The organism is Mesorhizobium sp. NBSH29, from assembly GCF_015500055.1.
Lineage (GTDB): Bacteria > Pseudomonadota > Alphaproteobacteria > Rhizobiales > Rhizobiaceae > Neomesorhizobium.
In genome coordinates this window covers 3221149-3241178 of sequence record NZ_CP045492.1, presented here as the reverse complement: position 1 = coordinate 3241178, position 20030 = coordinate 3221149, and the positions used below count along the sequence as shown (strand labels likewise).

General features: G+C 57.6%; 22 protein-coding genes. 5 read left to right on the top strand and 17 right to left on the bottom strand.

Annotated features, from left to right (window positions below):
- Positions 1-49 precede the first annotated feature (49 nt).
- Genes GA830_RS16080 through GA830_RS16060 form a run of 5 tightly spaced genes read right to left on the bottom strand, consistent with a single transcriptional unit; the run spans position 50 to position 6007 of the window.
- On the bottom strand, positions 50-1552 hold the full coding sequence (locus GA830_RS16080; protein ID WP_258045480.1) for an ABC transporter substrate-binding protein: 1503 nt from the start codon (positions 1550-1552) through the stop codon (positions 50-52).
- A 50-nt stretch (positions 1553-1602) separates the two neighbouring features.
- Complete coding sequence (locus GA830_RS16075; RefSeq protein WP_195162788.1) at positions 1603-3300, bottom strand: dipeptide ABC transporter ATP-binding protein; 1698 nt, start codon at positions 3298-3300, stop codon at positions 1603-1605.
- Positions 3297-4148 carry an ABC transporter permease gene (locus tag GA830_RS16070; protein ID WP_195162787.1) on the bottom strand — a complete coding sequence of 284 codons (852 nt, stop codon included), beginning with the start codon at positions 4146-4148 and terminating at the stop codon, positions 3297-3299. Before GA830_RS16070 ends, GA830_RS16075 begins: the two co-directional genes overlap by 4 nt.
- Positions 4145-5083 carry an ABC transporter permease gene (locus tag GA830_RS16065; protein ID WP_195162786.1) on the bottom strand — a complete coding sequence of 313 codons (939 nt, stop codon included), beginning with the start codon at positions 5081-5083 and terminating at the stop codon, positions 4145-4147. Before GA830_RS16065 ends, GA830_RS16070 begins: the two co-directional genes overlap by 4 nt.
- A 33-nt stretch (positions 5084-5116) precedes the next feature.
- Complete coding sequence (locus GA830_RS16060) at positions 5117-6007, bottom strand: proline iminopeptidase-family hydrolase (RefSeq protein WP_195162785.1); 891 nt, start codon at positions 6005-6007, stop codon at positions 5117-5119.
- Positions 6008-6121: 114 nt separating this feature from the next.
- Between GA830_RS16060 and GA830_RS16055 the strand changes: the two genes are divergently transcribed.
- The 3 genes from GA830_RS16055 (at position 6122) to GA830_RS16045 (ending at position 8565) form a co-directional block, all read left to right on the top strand.
- On the top strand, positions 6122-6883 hold the full coding sequence (locus tag GA830_RS16055; protein ID WP_195162784.1) for a LuxR family transcriptional regulator: 762 nt from the start codon (positions 6122-6124) through the stop codon (positions 6881-6883).
- A gap of 97 nt (positions 6884-6980) precedes the next feature.
- On the top strand, positions 6981-7871 hold the full coding sequence (locus GA830_RS16050) for a proline iminopeptidase-family hydrolase (RefSeq protein WP_195165003.1): 891 nt from the start codon (positions 6981-6983) through the stop codon (positions 7869-7871).
- Between the two features lie 25 nt (positions 7872-7896).
- Complete coding sequence (locus tag GA830_RS16045) at positions 7897-8565, top strand: cysteine hydrolase family protein (RefSeq protein WP_195162783.1); 669 nt, start codon at positions 7897-7899, stop codon at positions 8563-8565.
- An 85-nt stretch (positions 8566-8650) separates the two neighbouring features.
- Here GA830_RS16045 and GA830_RS16040 read toward each other — a convergent pair whose 3' ends face one another.
- The 3 genes from GA830_RS16040 to GA830_RS16030 all read right to left on the bottom strand — a co-directional run bounded on the left by GA830_RS16040 (position 8651) and on the right by GA830_RS16030 (position 10445).
- Positions 8651-9589, bottom strand: a complete 939-nt coding sequence (locus GA830_RS16040; RefSeq protein WP_374939325.1) for a GlxA family transcriptional regulator — start codon at positions 9587-9589, stop codon at positions 8651-8653.
- Between the two features lie 273 nt (positions 9590-9862).
- Positions 9863-10000 (bottom strand): hypothetical protein, encoded by a 138-nt coding sequence (locus GA830_RS16035; RefSeq protein WP_195162781.1) that lies wholly within the window; start codon positions 9998-10000, stop codon positions 9863-9865.
- A gap of 274 nt (positions 10001-10274) precedes the next feature.
- On the bottom strand, positions 10275-10445 hold the full coding sequence (locus GA830_RS16030) for a hypothetical protein (RefSeq protein ID WP_195165040.1): 171 nt from the start codon (positions 10443-10445) through the stop codon (positions 10275-10277).
- A 124-nt stretch (positions 10446-10569) separates the two neighbouring features.
- Between GA830_RS16030 and GA830_RS16025 the strand changes: the two genes are divergently transcribed.
- Positions 10570-11469, top strand: coding sequence for a LysR substrate-binding domain-containing protein (locus GA830_RS16025; protein ID WP_195162780.1), 900 nt, complete (start codon positions 10570-10572; stop codon positions 11467-11469).
- Between the two features lie 77 nt (positions 11470-11546).
- Here GA830_RS16025 and GA830_RS16020 read toward each other — a convergent pair whose 3' ends face one another.
- The 8 genes from GA830_RS16020 to GA830_RS15985 all read right to left on the bottom strand — a co-directional run bounded on the left by GA830_RS16020 (position 11547) and on the right by GA830_RS15985 (position 18908).
- Positions 11547-13616, bottom strand: a complete 2070-nt coding sequence (locus tag GA830_RS16020) for an ASKHA domain-containing protein (protein WP_195162779.1) — start codon at positions 13614-13616, stop codon at positions 11547-11549.
- A gap of 23 nt (positions 13617-13639) precedes the next feature.
- Positions 13640-14608 carry a methyltetrahydrofolate cobalamin methyltransferase gene (locus tag GA830_RS16015; RefSeq protein ID WP_195162778.1) on the bottom strand — a complete coding sequence of 323 codons (969 nt, stop codon included), beginning with the start codon at positions 14606-14608 and terminating at the stop codon, positions 13640-13642.
- Positions 14609-14681: 73 nt separating this feature from the next.
- Positions 14682-15776, bottom strand: a complete 1095-nt coding sequence (locus GA830_RS16010) for a methylenetetrahydrofolate reductase (protein WP_195162777.1) — start codon at positions 15774-15776, stop codon at positions 14682-14684.
- Entirely contained in the window at positions 15773-16420 is a 648-nt protein-coding gene (locus GA830_RS16005; protein ID WP_195162776.1) for a methylenetetrahydrofolate reductase C-terminal domain-containing protein, read from the bottom strand. Before GA830_RS16005 ends, GA830_RS16010 begins: the two co-directional genes overlap by 4 nt.
- Positions 16413-16718 (bottom strand): virulence factor, encoded by a 306-nt coding sequence (locus tag GA830_RS16000; protein ID WP_195162775.1) that lies wholly within the window; start codon positions 16716-16718, stop codon positions 16413-16415. The genes GA830_RS16005 and GA830_RS16000 overlap by 8 nt, the downstream gene beginning before the upstream one ends.
- Positions 16719-16846: 128 nt before the next feature.
- Entirely contained in the window at positions 16847-17515 is a 669-nt protein-coding gene (locus tag GA830_RS15995) for an exopolysaccharide biosynthesis protein (protein ID WP_258045479.1), read from the bottom strand.
- A gap of 122 nt (positions 17516-17637) precedes the next feature.
- Positions 17638-18219, bottom strand: coding sequence for a DUF4893 domain-containing protein (locus GA830_RS15990; protein WP_195162774.1), 582 nt, complete (start codon positions 18217-18219; stop codon positions 17638-17640).
- A 26-nt stretch (positions 18220-18245) separates the two neighbouring features.
- The gene (locus GA830_RS15985; RefSeq protein WP_258045478.1) at positions 18246-18908 is read right to left on the bottom strand and encodes a DUF1638 domain-containing protein; all 663 of its coding nucleotides are present in this window, start codon (positions 18906-18908) and stop codon (positions 18246-18248) included.
- Positions 18909-18979: 71 nt separating this feature from the next.
- Here GA830_RS15985 and GA830_RS20315 point away from each other — a divergent pair, with 71 nt between their 5' ends.
- Complete coding sequence (locus GA830_RS20315; RefSeq protein ID WP_195162773.1) at positions 18980-19111, top strand: entericidin A/B family lipoprotein; 132 nt, start codon at positions 18980-18982, stop codon at positions 19109-19111.
- Positions 19112-19175: 64 nt separating this feature from the next.
- On the opposite strand, the gene GA830_RS15975 is transcribed toward GA830_RS20315, so the two are convergent.
- Positions 19176-19880 (bottom strand): corrinoid protein, encoded by a 705-nt coding sequence (locus GA830_RS15975; protein ID WP_195162772.1) that lies wholly within the window; start codon positions 19878-19880, stop codon positions 19176-19178.
- Positions 19881-20030: the final 150 nt, after the last annotated feature.

Genomic DNA, 20030 nt, shown 5'->3' with positions numbered 1-20030 from the left:
CCATCGAAAAGTACCGCCAGGCAGATTTCTGCCTGGCGGTAACGCATCGCTAGTTTTTCACGGTGTCTTCAAGAAAGAACCGGCCGAGAGGATTCTGATAGAAATTCTCGATATTTTTGCGCGACACATTTATGAAGGGGCTGTAGTAAAGATCGATCCAGTTGACATCATCCTTAGCCATTTTCTGGATATCGATGTACATCTGCTCGCGCTTTTCTGAATCCATTTCGATGCGCGCAGCCGATACCAGATCTTTCACTTTGTCGTTCTGATAATGGGTCATGTAGTTGTTGTTGGTATCGTGTCCGAGAACAAAAGTTGTCTTCTGATCGGGATCGAGAATGTCGTTGGTCCAGTAGTTGACGCCAATGTCATAGTCACCTGCCACCAGCATGTCCCACTCCTGGCTTGGGTCGACTTTCTGCAGATTAACGGTCACGCCAGCTTTCGAAAGCTGTTGCTGCAAGAGAACAGCGGTCTGCTCAACGACTTCGTCGCCAGCGCGGACCAGGTAGTTCAACGTCAGGTCTGACGCACCCGCGTCTGCCAGCATCTGCTTGGCTTTTTCGGGATCGTAGGGGCGCTGCAGATTGTCAGCATAATAATAAAGCGCACCCTTAGGGACATAGGAATTGGCGATTTCACCAAGTCCGAACGTCACTGTATCGATTACCGCTTTCTTGTCGATCGCCAGATCCAGCGCCTGGCGGACTTCTTTTTTCGCGAGTGCGCCATTCTTGTGGTTGATCAACAGATGATCTTCACGAGTTGAGGGGTCTAGGTGAACGGTGAGGTTCGGGTCTTTTTGCAGTTCGGCAACCCGGGAGAACGGCACGAAGATTGCGGTGTCGAGTTGACCCGCCTGGACATTCAGCATGCGCGTATTGTCGTCCGGCACCGAAATCCATTCCACGCCGTCGAGGCTGACACGGTCTGCCTGCCAGAAACTGGGGTTTTTCTCCAGGATGACACGGTCGCCGCGCCGCCATTCCTTGACGACAAATGCGCCGGATGACACCGGCTTCTCCGCATGAGCTTCCTGTCCCACTGTCTCAAGTGCCTTCTTCGACAAGACCGAAACGCCTGGAAACGCGAGTGTCGACAAGAACGGAGCAGAGGGTGTCGTGAGCTTAACCGTAAGCGTCCTGGCATCCGTCGCCTCGGCCGTTTCGATCACCTTATACGTGTCGCTCCACAGTGAACCTTTGTCATCTCGCGTTCGCAGCAATGAGTAGGCTGCGTCTTCGGCCGTAAGCGGCGAGCCGTCGGAGAACTTGGCATCGCGCAGCTTCAGAACATAGGTCAGACCATCTTCACTTACTGTCCAGCTTTCGGCCAGGCCCGGCTCAAGTTTGGTCCCTGTCTTGTCGACCCGGATCAGAACATCATAAAGATTAGCGTAGACCCACAGATCTATATTCTGGGCGGTCATGATCGGGTCGAAGGTGGTGGAATCTTCGCGCCGGCCGATTGTCAATACGCCCGCAGCCTCCGCGATGCTGGCTCCCAGCGTGACGCTTGCCATCAACGTGGCAAATCCGATTCTCAACATGTTCTTTCTCATCTCAAGGTTCCCTTTTTGTTGTGGTTATAGTTGGTGCTTCATCGATGCACGGCTTCGGAATGTACGGATTGTCCGCCGAACTGAATTGTCGGTAGGAGTGGCCGGTCGGGATCAATGTGCGGAATGGCGGCTATCAGCGATGCCGTGTAAGCATGCTTCGGTCGCGCGAATACTTCGGCAGAAAAACCTTCCTCGACGATCTCGCCCCGGTACAAGACGATTACGCGCTCGCACAGGTTTCGCACGATCGCCAGGTCATGGGCTATGAAGATCAAAGTCAGCGCCATCTTCTGTTTAAGGTCCCGGAACAGTTCGATGATCTGCGCCTGGATCGTGACATCGAGTGCTGCAACGCATTCATCTGCGATGATCAGCCGGGGGTCTACGGCCAGCGCACGTGCAATGCCGGCGCGCTGGCATTGACCGCCGCTCATGCTTCGCGGTTTGCGGGCTAGAAATTCCCGGTCGAGGCCAACCAGTTCAAGCAACTGCTCACAGCGTTCGCTGATCTGTTCGGTCTGGACCTTACCCTGAACTTTCAGGACCTCGGCCAGCATGTCGCCGATTGTCAGTCTGGGGTTGAGGGCATTGTAGGGATCTTGGAACACCATTGCAGTCTGTTGCCTTAACGTCCGTAGCGCCTCGGGCTGGCTTGCGGTGATATCCTCACCATTGTAGCGAATGCGGCCTGACGATGCAGGCGTGAGCCCCAGCATGGTGCGCGCCAGAGTGCTCTTGCCACTGCCGGATTCGCCGACGATGCCGACGGTTTCGCCCGGCATAACGCGCAAACTGATACCATTTACCGCGCCAACCGATTTGTCCTTCTTGAAAATTCCGCCTTTGGAAAACCGTACAAATAAATCATCGATCTCAAAGATCGGCAGGGTTTTGTCGCCTTGCGTTGCGGCAGCAGCCACACCTTCCGATTGATTATCATCCTCGGGTATTGACGGATGGCTGGCGATCAACTCGGCCGTGTAAACGTGTTGCGGTTTGGTGAGAAGCGACCGCTTCGGTCCCTGCTCGACAAGCTGGCCATTGCGCATCACCGCGATCCGATCGCACACTTGAGCGACAACGCCCAGATCATGGGTGATAAGAATGATGGACAGTCCCCGCTTGTCGCGCATGTCTGCGAGCAGGCGCAGGATTTGTGCCTGGATAGTCACGTCCAGTGCAGTCGTGGGTTCGTCTGCGATAAGGATTTTCGGATTACAGGAAATTGCGGCACCGATCATCGCGCGTTGCCGCATGCCGCCGGAAAATTCATGCGGGAACTTGTCATATTGGGTGGTCGGATCGGGGAACCCGACCAGATCCAGGATCTCCGTAGCTGCTGCGCGCGCCGTTTTCACATCAGTGTTCTGGTGAAAACGGATGCCCTCCGCGATCTGGTCACCAATGCGCATAACGGGATCGAGATGGCTAGTCGGGTTTTGAAAGATCATACCGATCTCGCCGCCGCGCACCCGAAGCATTTCCGCCTCCGACGCGGTTGTAAGTTCCTGTTGTCCAAGTTTGATGGATCCGCCGGTAATATGCAGTTTTTTGGAGGGCAGGAGACCTACAATCGAGCGACAAAGCAGGCTTTTACCTGAACCGCTCTCGCCGACGAGCCCAAGAATTTCGCCTTCACCCAAATCGAGCGAGATGGAATCGAGCAGCCGGTGTGGAGCACCATCAGTGTCTAGATCGAGGGTCAACTCGGTGACTGAGAGCAGGGGGGCGTTCATTCATGAACCCCCAGGAGGTCGCCCAACCCATCTCCAATCAAGCTGAAGGCAAAGGCAAGAACGACGATCGAAAGCCCCGGAAACAAAGTGATCCACCATGCTGTGGTAATGAAAGGTTGGCCTTCCGCCACCATCACCCCCCATTCTGCCAAGGGTGGTTGTACGCCAAGGCCGAGATAGCTGATCGCCGCGCCGTTGAGCAGCACGAGGACGGCGTCCGACATGGCAAATACCAGCGATCCGGCCACCGCATTGGGCAGCAGGTGCCGGAACATGATGCGGGTGCGGCTGAACCCCAGGCTGGTGGCTGCTACGGCATAATCGCTGTTCTTGATCACTAGGATCTGGGCCCTGATAAGCCGCGCATAGGACACCCATCCCACCAGCGCCATGGCGATGTAAAAGCTTGCCAGGCCCGGTCCCAGAATAGCAATGATGGACAGCATCAGGACGAGGAAGGGAAATGCCAGAATGATGTCGACGATGCGCATGAAAATCACATCGACGATCCCACCGAAGAACCCGGCTAGCGTGCCAAGAAGCGTTCCGATTACAAGCGGGAAGATGACGCCGATAACAGCGATCTGCAGGTCGATCCTGGTCCCCCAAATGACCCGGGAGAAAATGTCACGGCCGAAATTATCGGTTCCAAAGGGATGTAGCAGCGAGGGTGGCTGCAGCCGAACCAGTGCATCCTGCGCGATAGGGTCGTATGGGGCGATCCAGGGTGCGGTAATTGCCATAACAAGAAAAAGCGCAAGCAGCGTGGCACCCGCCACCAGTGCGACGCGACGCCCCGCTAAGCGTTGCCACCCGGCAAACTGGGTGAAGACACTGGACGGGCTCATAGCTTTACCCTCGGGTCGAGTGCAACGGTAGCAATATCCGCGAGGAAATTGATCAACACGGTTGCGCAGGCAAGCACCATGGCGATGCCTTGGACAACCATGTAATCGCGCGAAAAAATGGCCCGCACCAGCAGTTGGCCCATGCCGGGAAGCGCGAAGACGGTCTCAATCACCACCGTTCCGCCAATGAGCCAGCCGATGTTGACGGCCAAAAGATTAACGGTGGGAACCAGTGAGTTGGGCACCACATGCCGCCAGAAAACAATGCTTTCTGGCATTCCGCGGGCGCGTGCTGCTGTCGCAACATCAGAACGCAACGCCTCGACCATAGCCGCCCTTAGACTGCGGGCCAGAACTGTCGACAGGGACAGAGCAATCGTTAGGCTGGGCAACACCAGATGTGCCGCCTTTTCCCCAAAAGTATTTCCATATCCGGAAACCGGTAGGACCCCGAGCTTGACGCTGAACAAGATGATCAGCATCAGGCCGAGCCAGAATGGTGGGAAGCCGATGCCGAAGGTGGATGTGACACGGATGAGATGGTCGGCCCATCGCCCTTGGTTGCGCGCGGCAATCGCCGCCATCGGTACCGCGATCAGGATTGATAGCAACACGCTGCAAAGCACCAGCGCCAATGTCGGTTCGATACGGGTGGCAATGAGCTTGAGAACATCGATCTTGTAAAGGATTGAACGCCCCATCTCGCCGTTCCACAGGTTTTTGATGAAGTAGAAATACTGCACCCACATGGGCTCGTTCAGACCGTACTGCTCACGGATACGTTCCAGCGCGTCGGGCGTCGCGCGCGTTCCCAGCAGTACACGCGCCGGGTCACCTGGAATCAATCGTACCAGAACGAAGGTGATCACGCTGATGCCAAAGAGCACAGGCAAAAACTGCAGCGGCCTGAAGAGGACGAACCTATATCGGTGCATTGTTTTCCGGGACCTGCCGTGACCGTGGGTCCATCAAGCGGCCTTGTGGCGCGCGAGGAACGCTTTCAAGATAGGGTAATATGTACCCGGATTTTCGTAGAATGGCATGTGGCTGGCGTTCGCAATGACGTGAAGCTCGGCCTTGGGTATGGCAAGCTTCATTCGAAGCCCGCAGGCGGGGGTCAACTCGTCGTGCTCACCATGCGTGATCAGGACCGGTACCTGAATTTTCGGCAGATCCCCAATACGGTTCCAGTCTTTCAGGTTGCCGGTATAAAGAAACTCATTTGGTCCCTGCATGGTTGTGTAGGGGCCCATGTTCCAGTCGGTGAGCGAGCGAACAACTGGTGCCGGCCATTCGGCCATGCGGCACACGTGGCGATAGTTGAGTATCGTGATCGCTGCCATGTATTCGGGGTGGTCCAGCGTTCCCTGAGCCTCATGCTTTTGCATCATGGCCACCGTTTCCGGTCCGAGCGCAGCGCGCAAACGCTCAAGCTCGATGATGAGATGCGGCATGTCTGCGACAGTATCTTCCAGGATCAGCGTTTGCAGATGTTCCGGGTAAGCCAGCGCATAGTCGATTGCGAGCCATCCTCCCCAGGAATGGCCGAGCATGTGGACCTTTCCAAGTCCGAGAGCTTTTCGAACAGTTTCAGTCTCCTCGACATAGCGGCTGATGGTCCACAGCGCGGCGTCTGTAGGGCGGTCGGAGGCTCCTGTACCAAGTTGGTCGAAAGCCACCACGCGGTACCCTTCGTCCACCATGCAGGAATGAGCCTCCCGCAGATAATCGCAGGGTAGGCCAGGTCCACCGTTAAGGCAAAAGACCGTCTCGCTACCCGCGCCAAAGCTATAGGCAATGATTTTGTGGCCGTTGACATCAACTTCGATGCGTTCGTCGGCTTGAATTTCACGCCACACTGGCAACTCCAACTGCTAAGCACTTGAGCATGCCGGCATATTAACGCACGGTGTTGGCTATGTTAGCTATAAGAAGTGATAGGGTGCCAGTAAGCGACCTTCAGGAGTACGGCCATGATGGAATCAATCGACACCATCAGAGACTGTTTTGCAGGGCAGGAAACTCTGGATGCATGCGTCGATCAGGCCTTCAGCCTTTTGGGCGCGCTGGGCTTTGAAGGGCTCGTCTACGACTACACTCCCGTTCCATTCGATCTCGATGGCTCCATCATGGTTCCGTCGTTGCTGACGTCGCGAAATATGGCTGACGACATGAACGAATATTGGTGCGAGCGGGGCTATGGCAGGATCGATCCGATTCAAAAAGCTGCGGCTCGTACTTCGGTGCCCTTCTTCTGGAAATTTGATAAATCAGCGGATACGCAAATCCGGGAATTCCTCACGGAGGATTCCGAGCCCGTCGTTCACTACATGCGCCAGCGCGATCGTACAAATGGCGTGACGATACCGATCCATTTGCCGGGAGGCGGGTACGCGACCCTCAATGGCATTGGCTTTCGTCGCGAAGTCGAATTTGCCCGGGACGCGCGCCACATGGCGGATTTTGGTTTCCTGGCTCATATCTTTCACGAATGCGCCTTTGAGCACTTCGACCAGTCGGCATTGCGGCCCAACGTTACGCCGCTGACTGAACGGGAACGCGAATGTTTGCGCTTTTCCTCGCACGGTCTTTCGGCCAAAGAAATATCACGGATCATCGACCGTTCAGTCCCGACCGTGGTCATGCATTTGGCCGCGGCGACGCGCAAACTTGGCGCAAAGAACCGCACCCAAGCTGTGGTGCGGGCAACGCATTATCGCATGCTCGACGGTTGAACGACCATTTCACCCTATGATTTTTGATAGGGTGCAGGGTGTTTTAATGCATCCTATGCTGACGGACATCTTCTTTGGTGGGAGGTCCGTGGTGAATATGGTAGAAGGCTTTGTCCCGTTTAGGGACTATCGGACGTGGTACCGCGTCACTGGGTCGCTGGAATCGACAAACAAGCTGCCTCTCATTGTTGTTCATGGTGGCCCTGGCTGTACACATGACTATGTCGAGTCGTTTAAGGCAATCTCGGACCTGGATGGTCGTGCAGTGATACACTACGACCAGTTGGGCAACGGTAAGTCGACCCACCTACCGGATAAGGGGCCGGACTTCTGGACCGTTGCTCTCTTTCTCGAAGAGCTGGATGCTGTGCTGAAGCATCTCGGGATCAGCAAACGCTACGCGCTCCTTGGGCAGTCTTGGGGGGGCATGCTAGGAGCCGAGCATGCTGTGCGCCGACCGACTGGGTTGAAGGCGCTGGTCATCGCAAACTCGCCTGCAAACATGCGTACCTGGGTTGCGGAAGCCAATCGGTTGCGGCGCGAACTGCCGCAAGACGCGCAGGACACACTGACTCGGCATGAAAACGCGGGAACGATCAGCGATCCAGAATATGTGACCGCGTCAAGAGTGTTTTACGACCGGCATGTGTGCCGCGTCGTTCCATGGCCGCCCGAAGTGGCCCGAACCTTCGCCGCAATTGATGAAGACAATACCGTCTATCGCAATATGAACGGCCCGACCGAGTTTCATGTCATCGGAACTTTGAAGGATTGGACCATAGAAGATCGCCTGCATCGCATCGATGTACCCTCCCTGATGATCTCCGGCCGCTTCGACGAAGCAACGCCGCTCGCGGTAAAACCATACGTTTCCCATATCCCGGATGTGCGATGGGTGGTGTTCGAGCACTCCAGCCACATGCCGCATGTCGAGGAAAAGGACCTTTGCATGAGCACCGTGTCCGAGTTCCTTAGCGTCCACGACTGATCGCCCGGTAAGTGAAGGACAAGTGATGAACTGGAAGACCGCCTATCGCTCGTTTTACTACGCCAACGCTGACGAACCGGATGACATTCACCTTGATCCATCGAGCACAGCGCTTCTCGTCATAGATGTTCAAAACACCTATCTCAGCCCGAAGGATACCGCGGAAGAAAACCAACGCTGGAAGCCGTTTTTCGACCGTATGCGTCATACGGTCATTCCTAACATCGCCAATTTAATTGCCGAGTGCCGGCAGCGGAAAGTCGAAGTGATTCACGCGCGCATCGCTTGCAGTACGCGTGACGGAAGAGACCGTTCGCTCAGCCAGAAAAAGCCGGGTTTCAACTATCTGCTGCTGCCCAAGGACAGCACGGAAAGTCAAATTGTCGACGAACTTGCGCCTGGGCCGGATGAGATTACAGTGCTGAAAGCCACTGACAGCGCGCTCACTGGAACAAATCTGCGCCTGGTGCTGCACAATATGGGCATCAAGAATGTCATCTGCGTCGGTATTTTCACGGACCAGTGCGTGTCGTCGACCGTCCGCAGCCTGGCGGATGAGAGCTTTGGCGTTCTGGTTGTCGACGAGTGCTGCGCAGCGGCAGCCATGGATCTGCATGAGCGCGAACTCGATATCATCAACATGATCTATTGCCACGTTGTCAGCCAGTCCGACGTGCTGTCCTTTCTGGACTGACACGCGACGCCACCAATCGTATGGACGCTTATTAGCACCGGGCGGCGACCGCGTTGCCGTGAGAAAACGCGGTCGCCTGAAAGAATCAGGCTGCCAGCAACAGCCTACGGTCCAGACGTTCCTGTTGTGGCGAGCGGGCGTAGAGTTCGCGGTAGCATTTGGAAAAATGGGAGGCCGAGACAAAGCCGCAGGCGACTGCAACCTCCACCACCGGCAACGACGACTGGATGAGCAGATGGCGGGCTCGGTCAAGCCGGATTTCCAGATAATAACGCGCTGGCGAGCGGCCCATCTCGGTGCGGAACAGCCGCTCGATCTGGCGTCTGGACAGGCCTACTCCATCTGCGATCTCGATGAGCGATAGCGGCTCGGAGAGATTTGCTTCCATCAGTTCGATGATGGTCAGCACCTTTGCATTCTGCACGCCAAGCCGGGCGCGTAGAGGCAGGCGCTGGCGGTCGGTGGGGCTCCGCACGCGGTCGGTCAGCATCTGCTCGCAGACGCGGTTGACGAGGTTTTCGTCAAAATCATCGCCCATAAGTTTTAGCATCATGTCCAGCGCGGCGGTGCCACCAGCGCAGGTATATATGTTCTGATCAACTTCGAAGAGATCAGCAAAAACATTGGCCTTGGGGAAGGCTTCCGCAAAGCCTGGCAGGTTTTCCCAGTGGATGGCGCAGCGCTTGTTGGATAACAGGCCGGCCGATGCCAGCAGGTAGGCGCCGGTGCACAGGCCACCGATTGCCACGCCGCGATTATATTCCTCGCGTAGCCAGGCGAAGGTGGACTTGTTGCTGTATTTCTCGACGTTAATGCCGCTGCAAACTACAACCATGGAAGGGCGTTCGGGCCCCGCCATCTTCTTGCGCTCTTCTTCCAGTGAGGTGTTGACGGCGCATTCGACGCCCGTAGAGGCCTGAACCGGCTTTCCGTCGAGGCTGGCCAGCCGCCACTTGTAAGCCTCGTAACCGAGCATTCGGTTCGCAATCCGCAAGGGGTCGACTGCGGTCGCAAACGCAACCATCGTGAAGTCGGGAACGAGATAGAAAACAAGCGATCGCTTGACCGTATGCTTGATGACGTCCACGGAGCCCACCCACGGTAATGTCGCGGACAGAATGTCGCGATCAGCAAAGCGTCATGCGAATTTTAGTTGGAGTCAATGGGGTTTGGCGTGTCGCGGCTAAAATGTTGCGAGACCGCTAATTAGCGCCATTGCGACATCACTAAACACTCCGCCAGCAATCGCTTCGCCGACAGATTTCAGGCGGACTGCTTTGCAGCATGACTCCGTTGGTCAGTTGATCAGGAAACCCAGGCGCGCGGCTGCTGCTGCACCGGTCTGGCCCGGCATCGTGCGGCCCAGGCGCTGGCGCTCAAGCGCGGTTGTGATGTTGCTGTCGCGGCGGCCGAACAAGCGGGTAAACAGTTTCATGACACGTCTCCATGCAGTCAGGTTACACGGGGTGCCTTCGCTAGAAGGAGTGGGGCAGCTCGTTGATCAGTGATATAGTGATATTGTAGCGCCCACAAAGCGGTAAATGCGAAGCGCTTCATATGGAAATGCGACATCGTCGCTTTTGCCAGTTGTTGTAGACAAGTGAAAAAAATATCTATTATACAACGGTTTATTGCTCATGGTTGGCCGCTATGCGCCTGGCTCATATGCGTCATGTTACCAACGCAGGGCGCCACCGTTGGCGCAGAAGTCAAAATGTGTCGCTGACCGGGATCTGGCGCGTAGTGCAGCTTGGTTGCCAGCCGATATCCTTCTGAATCTCGGGCGGCAGAGAACTCACAATGCGCATGGTGCGGGCACGGTCACGGGCTGAGCGCCACTCCGCGGCGAAATCTTTGAAGTTTGAATAGAGGGACATCATGTGCTCCTTCCAAGGTCATTGCTCGGCTAGGTTTCATTCTGATATTGACTATGCGTTAGGTGTGCTGTTCAATCAAACGAATTGAAATCATATGTTCGTTCAGAAAAATTGATAAGCTAAGCCGATGACTGCACCCCTTAATCACCCGCTTCCGCTGCTGGATCTGGATGTTTTGCGCACCTTTGTGGCGATTGCCGAAACCGGCAGTTTCACCACGGCGGCCAACGCGGTGTTTCGTACGCCCTCGGCCGTTTCGATGCAGATCAAGAAGCTGGAGGATATTCTGGGTCGTTCCGTTTTCGCGCGTGACGCCCGTTCCGTTTCGCTCACTACAGATGGCGAGATGCTACTCGGCTATGCGAGGCGCATGCTGGCGGTGAACCGCGAGGCGGTATCGAAATTTATCATCCCCGACATCACTGGTGTAGTACGGCTTGGTTCGCCGGATGATTTTGGCGAGCGGGTGTTGCCCAATGTGTTGAAGCGGTTTGCGCAATCTCATCCTTCCATTGCGGTTGATGTCGTCATCGACCAGAGCAGCAATCTGCGGCGGCGGATGGATGACCGGGCGCTCGACATCACGCTTTTGACGAACTCCACCCGAGCGACAGCTGCCGGCGCCGAAATCCTGTTGACTGAGCCGATCGTCTGGGCCAGCGCCAAGGGCGGTAGCGCATATATGCGCGAGCCACTGCCTGTTTCCGTGTGGGAGGAGGGCTGTTCCTGGCGGGCTTGTGCGCTCGAGGCCCTTGGTCGAGATGGGCGCAACTATCGCATCGCCTATATGAGCGCGCACACTGCCGGCCAGCGGGCCGCCATCATGGCGGATCTTGCGATTGCACCGCTGCCGAAATCCTTCATCACGGGCGACATGGTCGAACTTGGGGCAAAGGACGGATTGCCATCAATCGGTAACTACAGCTTGGCGATGCTGGTCGCGCCCGACGCGCAAGCGCCGGTGAAAGCGGCTGCGGACCACATTCGGGCGACATTCGCAGCATTTAAGAGCAGCGGGAAGTTCTAGCGGGCAGGTCCTCGGGGCGCTGCGCATGCGCGGTGACCACTTCTGGCCACTGTGCATGGACAACTCCCATCAACTCGTTAGTCCCGGCTTCGGCGGGCAGCACGTTCTTCTCGTGAGCGGCGGCGTGGAGTGTTGTCGCTGGATATGCCATCCGCGCTGACGCTCTTGCGCGGCGGCAGGGCTACGGCCGCCGAAAGCTTCGGGAACGGATCAACCTTGTTTGGCAAAGCCATGGCGTCGATGAAGAGCTGCTGGAAATGCGGCTCGAGCGCGGTCTCGATTTTTTCGATCTTGCCGACCTGAGTTTCGATCTCGCGGCGGTGGTCGCGGTTGAGCAGCGCCATCAGCGCCCCGGTGCCGGCCGCATTGCCGATTGCCTTGACCTCCGATAGCTCACAGTCAGGGATCAGCCCCAGAACCATCGCGTATTTAGGATCGATGAAGGAGCCGAACGCGCCGGCGAAGCGGATCGTGTCGACGGTCTCGACGCCCTGCTTTTCCATCAACAGCTTGACGCCGGCATAAAGAGCCGCCTTGGCAAGCTGGATAGCGCGGACATCGTTCTGGGTGACCGTGATGCGGGGTTCACCATCACGCAGCAAATAGGAGAAGGTTCGACCGTTCTGGACAATGCGCGGACTTTTGGCGGATAGCGAGCCGTCAACCACGCCGTCTTCGGAAATAATGCCTGACAGATACATTTCAGCGACCACTTCGATGATCGCAGAGCCGCAGATTCCGGTAACGCCGGTTGCTGCGACAGCCGCATCAAAACCTTCTTCATCCGACCAGACTTCTGAGCCGATGACGCGGTATTTTGGCTCCAGGGTCAACGGATCGATGCGCACGCGTTCAATGGCGCCGGGTGCAGCGCGCTGGCCGCCGGAGATTTCGGCGCCCTCGAAGGCAGGGCCGGTAGGCGAAGATGCGGCAACCACGCGGGTGCGGTTGCCCAGCACGATCTCGGCATTTGTGCCGACATCGACCAAAAGCATCATCTTGTCCTGACGGTATGGGCCTTCCGAAAGGGTTGCGCCGGCTGCATCGGCGCCGACATGGCCGGCGATGCAGGGGAGTAAGTAGACGCGTGCGCCCCGGTTTATATCTAGGTCGATTTCGCTGGCCCAGGTGTGAACCGCACCGGAGACAGCAAGCGCGAAAGGCGCCTGGCCCAACTCGGTCGGGTCGATGCCGAGGAAAAGATGGTGCATGATCGGGTTGCAGACAAATACCGCATCCAAAATGTCGTGACGATCAACGCCCGCTTCCTCGCAGACCTTTTCGGTCAGATCGTTGACCGCTTCGCGCACCGCTTTGGTCATCGCCTCGCGGCCGTCCGGGTTCATCATCACATAGGAGACGCGGCTCATCAGATCCTCGCCGAACCGGATTTGGGGGTTGGATGTCCCCGATGTCGCAAGGATGCGGCCTGACAGCAGCGACACAAGATGCATGGCGATCGTGGTCGAGCCGATATCACAGGCGATGCCATAGGCTTCGTTCTTCAACCCGGGCGATAGTGAAATGATGGTTGGACGCGACGAATTGAGGTCGCGGTGGATGGCGGCGGTAACAGCCCAGTTTCCCTTGCGCAGAATACCTTGCACCTGGGGCATCAGATGCTGCGAGACCAGAAGATCCTTCCAGCCCCAATCCGTTTCCAGCATCACCTTCAAACGGTCTAGGTCCCCCAGCGGCTTGTGCATGTCGGGTTCGTCGACCTCAACATAGCAGAGCTGAACCGCCGGATTGCGCTCGATGACGCGGTCGCTCGCTGCCTTTCGTATCGTCTGCGCGTTTACCACCGTATCCTGAGGTACGTCGATGACGAGGTCGCCCAGAATAGTGGCGGAGCAGGAGAGGCGTCGGCCTTCGATAAGGCTGCGGACCTCGGCGTAGCGCTTTTCCTTGGGTCCGACCGGAGAGATGTGGTCGTTCGACGAGATAATCTTGTGTTTGGCAAAATTGCCTTCCTGCACCACCACCTGGCAACGGCCACAGGTGGCGCGGCCACCACACACGCTCTCGACATAGACGCCGAGCTGGCGCGCCGCATCCAGCACGGGCGTTCCGACGGGAAAACGCCCGCGCTTGCCCGAAGGCATGAACAGGACGAGGGGATCAGACGGATTGACGGGTGCGTTCATGCTAATCTTCTTGCCAGGTAGTGTTAGCCGCGGCCCATACGCGCTTCGCGGCCGCCGCGGCGGCGTCCGCCGGAGGCACCGCCTTCGCCGGGTGCATTAACGGCGACGGGAGCAGGCGCTGCATGTTCGCCGGGCTTGAAGTCCTTATAGGTCTTGATCCAGTTCATGCAGTCCCGGTCAGTGCCGTTTAGGACGTTAGCGGCGCGCACGGCTTCCATTTCCTGCGGGCGCACCGGGTTCATGATGGCGCTGGTCATGCCTGCACCGATCACCATCGGGATGAAGCCGGCGTTGATGCCGTGGCGGTGTGGTAGTCCGAACGAGACGTTGGACAGGCCGCAGGTGGTGTTGACTTTCAGTTCCTCGCGCAGGCGGCGCAGCAGCGCAAACACCTGGCGGCCTGCATCGCCAAGCGCGCCGATCGGCATCACCAGCGGGTCGACGACCACGTCATGGGCGGGAATGCCGAAATCGGCGCAGCGTTCGACGATCTTCTTGGCCACGGCAAAACGCACATCCGGGTCCATCGAGATGCCGGTCTCGTCGTTGGAGATGGCGACGACGGGGACGTTGTATTTCTTGATCAGCGGGAGGATCGCTTCGAGCTTTTCTTCCTCGCCGGTGACCGAATTGACCAGCGGACGGCCCTTGGCGACTTTCAGCGCAGCCTCGATTGCAGCGGTGACCGAACTGTCAATAGACAGCGGAAGATCGACCAGGTTCTGAACGATCTCCAGTGTCTGAACGAGCAAAGCGGGCTCGGTTGCGTTGGGGTCGACGGTGGTGACGCCCGCATTGACGTCTAGCATAGTGGCGCCGCAGGCAGCCTGTTCCAGCGCGTCCCTGATGACGGTTTCGAAATTGCCAGCCATCATTTCAGCCGCAAGTTTTTTGCGCCCGGTCGGATTGATGCGCTCGCCGATGACGCAGAAAGGCTGATCAAAGCCGATGACAATCTCTCGCGACGCGGACGCGACAATGGTACGGGTCATAAATCTCTCCTAAGATATAAAGACATCTTTATATCGTTTTTCGTTTCAAGCAAGCGGCGACCGAGTTTCCAGCTTAGTGGCGGGCCTCGTCCACCATCTCTACCTGGGTCTCAGTGATATCGTCGTGCAGAATGTGCTCAAGCCGTTCGGCCACCAGCAGATCGTCGGCGCGGGGTTCCTTGCGCCAGGGCCGGCGGCCCTTTAGCACGCCTGATTCATGGACGATCTCGGCGACATATTCTTCCTGTCGGTAGGCCATCACATGGATGCCTGAAACGCCTGGGATTTCTTTGACCTCATTGATGATGTCAATGGCAAGCTGCTTGCCTTCCTTCTTCTGGTCCTGTGCGCCTTCCAGACGCTTGATGATCGAGTCCGGAATGTGGATGCCCGGCACGTTCGAGCGTATCCATTTGGCAGTCTTGGCCGAGGCTAGAGGTCCGACACCGCACAGCACGAAGCATTGTTCGGTGTAACCGAGGTCGCGGACCTTTTGCATGTACTCGCGGAACATCGGCACGTCGAAGCAGTACTGGCTCTGGACGAATTGCGCGCCGGCAGCGATTTTCTTGCCAAGCCGGTAGGGCCGGAAATCGTAGGGTGGTGCGAAAGGATTGATCGCGGCACCCAGAAATAGCTGCGGCGGGGTGGTCAGCTTGCGTCCGGACAAAAACTTTCCCTGGTCGCGCATGATGCGGACGGTTTCCAGAAGCGACATGCAGTCGAGGTCGAAGACCGGCTTAGCGCCGGGCTGGTCGCCGGCCTGAACGCCGTCGCCGGTCAGGCACAGCATGTTGGCCACGCCCATGGCCGCGCCACCCAGAACATCGCCCTGGATGGCGATGCGGTTTTTGTCGCGGCAAGCGATCTGCATGATCGGTGCATAGCCCATGCGGGTCAAAAGCGCGCAGATGCCCACCGACGACATGTGGCAGTTGGCGCCGGAGGCATCTACAGCGTTGATGGCATCGACCCAGCCGTCGAACACCTTTGCACGATTGTAGACGTCTTCAGGGTCGGCACTGTCGGGCGGGTTCAGCTCGGTGGTGACGGCAAATTCGCCGCGACGCAAAATGCGCTCCAGCCTGCCACGCGAGGAGTGGCCGGGCAGCGGCTCAAGCGGCAGGTCGATGCCGGCAGGGTTTTCGTCGCGCTGGTGGCCGATCATGGCTGCACACTTTCGGCTTCACGGGCTGCGGCTGCCTGCGCGGTGACGCGCAGCCATGCCGAGGTTTCGCGAAGCGATTGATCGACCGGCTTCTGTATATCGAGAATGCGGTCGCCATGTTGCATCAGGCGTGAGCCCTCCCACGCCTTTACCCAGACGCAAGGCATGTCGGGCTCCACCTCGCAATTGCCGTTGGCCCGGACGCCGCCGCAAGGGCCGTTGCGTAACTGCTTGGGGCAGTTCATCGGGCAGGACATGCCGGTCGAGGACAGAACGCATTGGCCGCACATGCGGCAGTCGAACATGAATCCCTTGACGCTCTTTTCAATGAACTTCACGGGCGCTTCAACGCGGCCATAGCCGATGCCTTTCCACACCGGGTGGAGCAACAGGAACACATCAGCGAACCTTGCGTAGAACCATTCCAGCAATCGGGCATGGCGTACCGCCCACAGGCGCACAGCGAACGAGCGCTGGACCCGCCGCTGCGGCGACATGTCAGCCGGTTTGTAGGCAGACTTCGGTGCCGTTTGCTTGACTATGGTGGCTTGCGTGGTGGTGCCATCCGTCGTTGGAGGCACTGCCTGCGGCAGGTTGCTGGCCGCGCCAGCTGCAGTCGTTGAAGCGGGCGCAGTTTTAGGCATTGTCGGCCTTTCCCCCCGCCTTCACCAAAGCAACGAGCCGTTCGCGGGTGAACGCGCTGTCGATTTCGGCGAGCGCTTTTTCGGCTTCGGCCTCAAGATCCTCGCCAACGGGAGTCGGATCTCCCTTGCGCCATTCGGCCAGGTAAGCGTCCGAGTCGCCCGCGCCGGTGCGCATAGCGGCCATGTCGATCGCCTCGGTGAAACGCAGTGGCAGTTCGCGCTTGGCGTTCTGACGACCCCTTTTGACGATGATCTGGGCTGGAATGTCGCGCCAGTAGACGACGATAAGGTCGGCCATGAAATCGTGCTCCTATGTGTCCGAGCATTGCCGGAACGGCATGCCTACCGCTTGTTATTGGACGACGCGGGCGCATTCAAATGCGACGCTTCAAAAAGAGCGTTGTATTGCAGCTAGAGGCCTGCCGGTCACATATGGAGGAAGTTGGAACTCCACAGGAAGCCTATCAAGGCGGTGGCCGAGCCAAATACGGCCACGATCACCACCAGCGCAACGACGCCGACAATGGCTCCGATCGCCAGCAAAATGCCGTCCCGCTCGATCAAGGCGAGGCTCATCAGACCCGTCGAGAATGCCGGTAGCCAATTGCCGAGCGGGATTGGCAATGTCACGACAATTGCCATGAAGAGGCACAAGAAGCCGACGAAGCGGTCGCCCTGGCGGCGCCAGAAGGGCCAGTAGCGGGGGCGGATCATCTTTTCGAGGCTGACAAGCCGCGGGATCACGCGGTCCATGACCGAGCGAAAGGTTTCCGGCGACAGGGATTTGTCCATGATGAAGCGCGGCAGCCATGCCCGCTTGGAGCCATACATCATCTGCGCCGACACCATCACCAGCGGCAATCCAAGGATAGCCGAGGATGGCGGTGGCAGCGGGATCATGTTGAGGAGGGCAAAGAATACGACAAGGGCGGCAAACGAGCGGTCGCCAAGCTGGTCGCGAATGTAGGAGATCGAGACTGGGCCGTCGGCGTCGCGCGCCATCTGCGCGAACAGCTGCGAAAGACGGCGAGGCCGGCGCCTGACCGGCGGGCCGTCGATCTGGCCGTCCTCGAAACCCCGCATTTCCTGTCTCATTCGTTTCCTGTTCGGCGACCAGCCGTTGGCGTACCGAACTGCATTGTGTGACGAATCCGGTTAACCCTTGATGATCCAGCCTTTAGCCGCGACCTGTGAACAGCGCATGACTGCTTACGTATCTAGCGACGGAACTCCAGGATATCGAGCTTCGATTCGTATCGGGGTGCAGGAAATTCGATTTTCCAGGTGCTCTTGCCGGTCCGCATGGCATAGCCGACCTGGTCGGAGTCCACACCGCTGCCATAGGGTTTTGGGGTATCTCCAGCGACAAAAAAGCTGCCCAGATAGGTGGAGCGCGTATCGCTTTCAGTGAAAAAGCGACCCTTGGTTCGCTGCGAACCGGTCGTTTTTTCCAGGAGCCAGCCCGAGCCATCATCGCTGACACGGCATTTGAACCAGCCATAGATGACCAGTGGACTGATGCCGCCAACCTTGATGGTGCGGCATCGCCAGTTTCCGGAAAGATTGAATTCCTGAAACGCCAGCGGCTTCGCTTCCGTCACGGCGGCGAGCGTCGCAAGATCGGCCTTGCTCGCTCCTGCCTTGGCTTCAGATAATGCCGCGCTGCGGGTTTCATTGAATTTGCCGATGCGGGCTTGATCTTCCTTTGTGATCAGGCTGAGGATGGTGCCCGTCGCATGTGCCGGCAGGGCAATGCCGAGCAATAAGGTCGTGGCAATCAGCGCGGGTCCAAATCTCATTCTTCACTCTCCATTCAGGACACCGCTCATGGTGTGCGATTCAGGCCCTTTGATGGAGATAAAGGGGAACGGGCTGCATGAGCAAGGGCCAACGGCAAATCGCCGTAGCCGGTGGCGCGCCTCTCGTAGGTCAAGCCCAGCAGGCGCGCAGCATCCTCGGCAACCCTGTCGAGTTCGGGATCATCGGTCTGAGCCAGATAGATCAGCCGTTCGTAATTGCCGAAATAGTCATGGATCAGCGCCGGATGCCGGTCCAAGCCAAGCGGCTTCATGAAGAACGCATCAAACTGACGGCAGAGGAAATCGGTCATGTAAAACGACATCATGTCGTCTTCGGCGACCTTCGCATAGGCTTGCATACCCTGATAGAACGCGAAGCAATGCGGGCCCTCCATGCGCTCGACGCCGTGTTTTTCGCACACCCGGTCAAGCAGGCCGCCGGTGCCGCAATCGGCATAACCGACAAAAATGGTCTGAAAACCCTCAACCTTTGCCTTGATGATGGCGGCGTCCATTGCAGGCGCGATGCGGTCGGGATGAAAATGAAAATCGGCCGGCAAGCAGGTCAGTTCCAGATGGTCGAGCTTGAGCTGTGCTTTGGCTGCGAGGATTTCACGCGCAATCATGCCGCAGGCGATGACGAGCACCTGCTCTGGATCTTTAGTTCTGCTTTCTGGTGTCGCAGTCATGGAACCAATCCCGGTTCAATGCGTTTCAGCTGTCTAGATCCCACTATAGGAATGATGGAGGCCACCGTCCAATGTCACGATCACGAGCCCTGACAGCAGTTCTTCTTTGCGCTCTGGCGCTCTCCGCATGTGCCAATACCGTCCGAGGTGTTGGCAAGGACGTTAGACAGACCGGTGAGGCAGTCCAGGAAACCGTCCAATAAAGCGCGGTCCTCTCCGAAAATCGGCCGCTCTTATCGAGCGGCCGTTTTTTTTATGTCTAACGTCCTAAGCTGAAGCTGAAGCGAGCCGATTGTGCTTGCGCTTCATATATTCCTTGGCCGTTTCAACGGCCACGGCGGCGTCACGGCAATAGGCGTCGGCACCCACGGCCTTGCCAAATTCCTCATTGAGCGGCGCGCCGCCAACCAGCACGACGTAGTCGTCGCGAATTCCTTTTTCCTTCATCGTGTCGATAACAACCTTCATGTAGGGCATGGTGGTCGTGAGAAGTGCCGACATCCCGATGATGTCGGGACTGTGTTCCTCGATCGCTGCGAGATATTTTTCGACCGGATTGTTGATGCCAAGGTCGATCACATCAAAGCCGGCACCTTCCATCATCATGCCGACGAGGTTCTTGCCGATGTCGTGGATGTCGCCCTTGACGGTACCGATGACCATCTTGCCCTGCTTGGGCGCGCCTGTCGCAATCAAAAGCGGGCGAAGGATAAACATGCCGGCCTTCATCGCATTGGCTGAAAGCAGCACTTCTGGCACGAACAGGATGCCGTCACGAAAGTCTTCGCCGACGATGCGCATGCCTTCGACCAGCGCTTCAGTCAGGACCTTGTAAGGAGCCCAGCCGCGGCCGAGAAGGATATTGGTACCTTCCTCGATCTCTTCCTTCAAACCATCATAGAGATCGTCGTGCATCTGCTGCACCAGTTCGTCGTCGGAAAGCTCGGAAAGGATGATCTCGTCTTCGGCCATGTCGTCGCTCCTGCTGTTCGCGTCATAGAAGGCCCCGTGACGCGAAACTACGGTTCCTATCTATTCTGTGCGATACCGGTTTCCATAGCTGATTTGCGACTTCCTGCAAAAGGAAAGCGACCGGCGAAATGTGTGATTTGCTTGTCGATT

Bases quoted from the DNA above. Each gene is read 5' to 3' on its own strand.
- GA830_RS16080 (WP_258045480.1), bottom strand. From the start codon at position 1,552: ATGTTGAGAATCGGATTTGCCACGTTGATGGCAAGCGTCACGCTGGGA.
- GA830_RS16075 (WP_195162788.1), bottom strand. From the start codon at position 3,300: ATGAACGCCCCCCTGCTCTCAGTCACCGAGTTGACCCTCGATCTAGAC.
- GA830_RS16070 (WP_195162787.1), bottom strand. From the start codon at position 4,148: ATGAGCCCGTCCAGTGTCTTCACCCAGTTTGCCGGGTGGCAACGCTTA.
- GA830_RS16065 (WP_195162786.1), bottom strand. From the start codon at position 5,083: ATGCACCGATATAGGTTCGTCCTCTTCAGGCCGCTGCAGTTTTTGCCT.
- GA830_RS16055 (WP_195162784.1), top strand. From the start codon at position 6,122: ATGATGGAATCAATCGACACCATCAGAGACTGTTTTGCAGGGCAGGAA.
- GA830_RS16050 (WP_195165003.1), top strand. From the start codon at position 6,981: ATGGTAGAAGGCTTTGTCCCGTTTAGGGACTATCGGACGTGGTACCGC.
- GA830_RS16045 (WP_195162783.1), top strand. From the start codon at position 7,897: ATGAACTGGAAGACCGCCTATCGCTCGTTTTACTACGCCAACGCTGAC.
- GA830_RS16040 (WP_374939325.1), bottom strand. From the start codon at position 9,589: ATGGTTGCGTTTGCGACCGCAGTCGACCCCTTGCGGATTGCGAACCGA.
- GA830_RS16035 (WP_195162781.1), bottom strand. From the start codon at position 10,000: ATGAAACTGTTTACCCGCTTGTTCGGCCGCCGCGACAGCAACATCACA.
- GA830_RS16030 (WP_195165040.1), bottom strand. From the start codon at position 10,445: ATGATGTCCCTCTATTCAAACTTCAAAGATTTCGCCGCGGAGTGGCGC.
- GA830_RS16025 (WP_195162780.1), top strand. From the start codon at position 10,570: ATGACTGCACCCCTTAATCACCCGCTTCCGCTGCTGGATCTGGATGTT.
- GA830_RS16020 (WP_195162779.1), bottom strand. From the start codon at position 13,616: ATGAACGCACCCGTCAATCCGTCTGATCCCCTCGTCCTGTTCATGCCT.
- GA830_RS16015 (WP_195162778.1), bottom strand. From the start codon at position 14,608: ATGACCCGTACCATTGTCGCGTCCGCGTCGCGAGAGATTGTCATCGGC.
- GA830_RS16010 (WP_195162777.1), bottom strand. From the start codon at position 15,776: ATGATCGGCCACCAGCGCGACGAAAACCCTGCCGGCATCGACCTGCCG.
- GA830_RS16005 (WP_195162776.1), bottom strand. From the start codon at position 16,420: ATGCCTAAAACTGCGCCCGCTTCAACGACTGCAGCTGGCGCGGCCAGC.
- GA830_RS16000 (WP_195162775.1), bottom strand. From the start codon at position 16,718: ATGGCCGACCTTATCGTCGTCTACTGGCGCGACATTCCAGCCCAGATC.
- GA830_RS15995 (WP_258045479.1), bottom strand. From the start codon at position 17,515: ATGAGACAGGAAATGCGGGGTTTCGAGGACGGCCAGATCGACGGCCCG.
- GA830_RS15990 (WP_195162774.1), bottom strand. From the start codon at position 18,219: ATGAGATTTGGACCCGCGCTGATTGCCACGACCTTATTGCTCGGCATT.
- GA830_RS15985 (WP_258045478.1), bottom strand. From the start codon at position 18,908: ATGACTGCGACACCAGAAAGCAGAACTAAAGATCCAGAGCAGGTGCTC.
- GA830_RS20315 (WP_195162773.1), top strand. From the start codon at position 18,980: ATGTCACGATCACGAGCCCTGACAGCAGTTCTTCTTTGCGCTCTGGCG.
- GA830_RS15975 (WP_195162772.1), bottom strand. From the start codon at position 19,880: ATGGCCGAAGACGAGATCATCCTTTCCGAGCTTTCCGACGACGAACTG.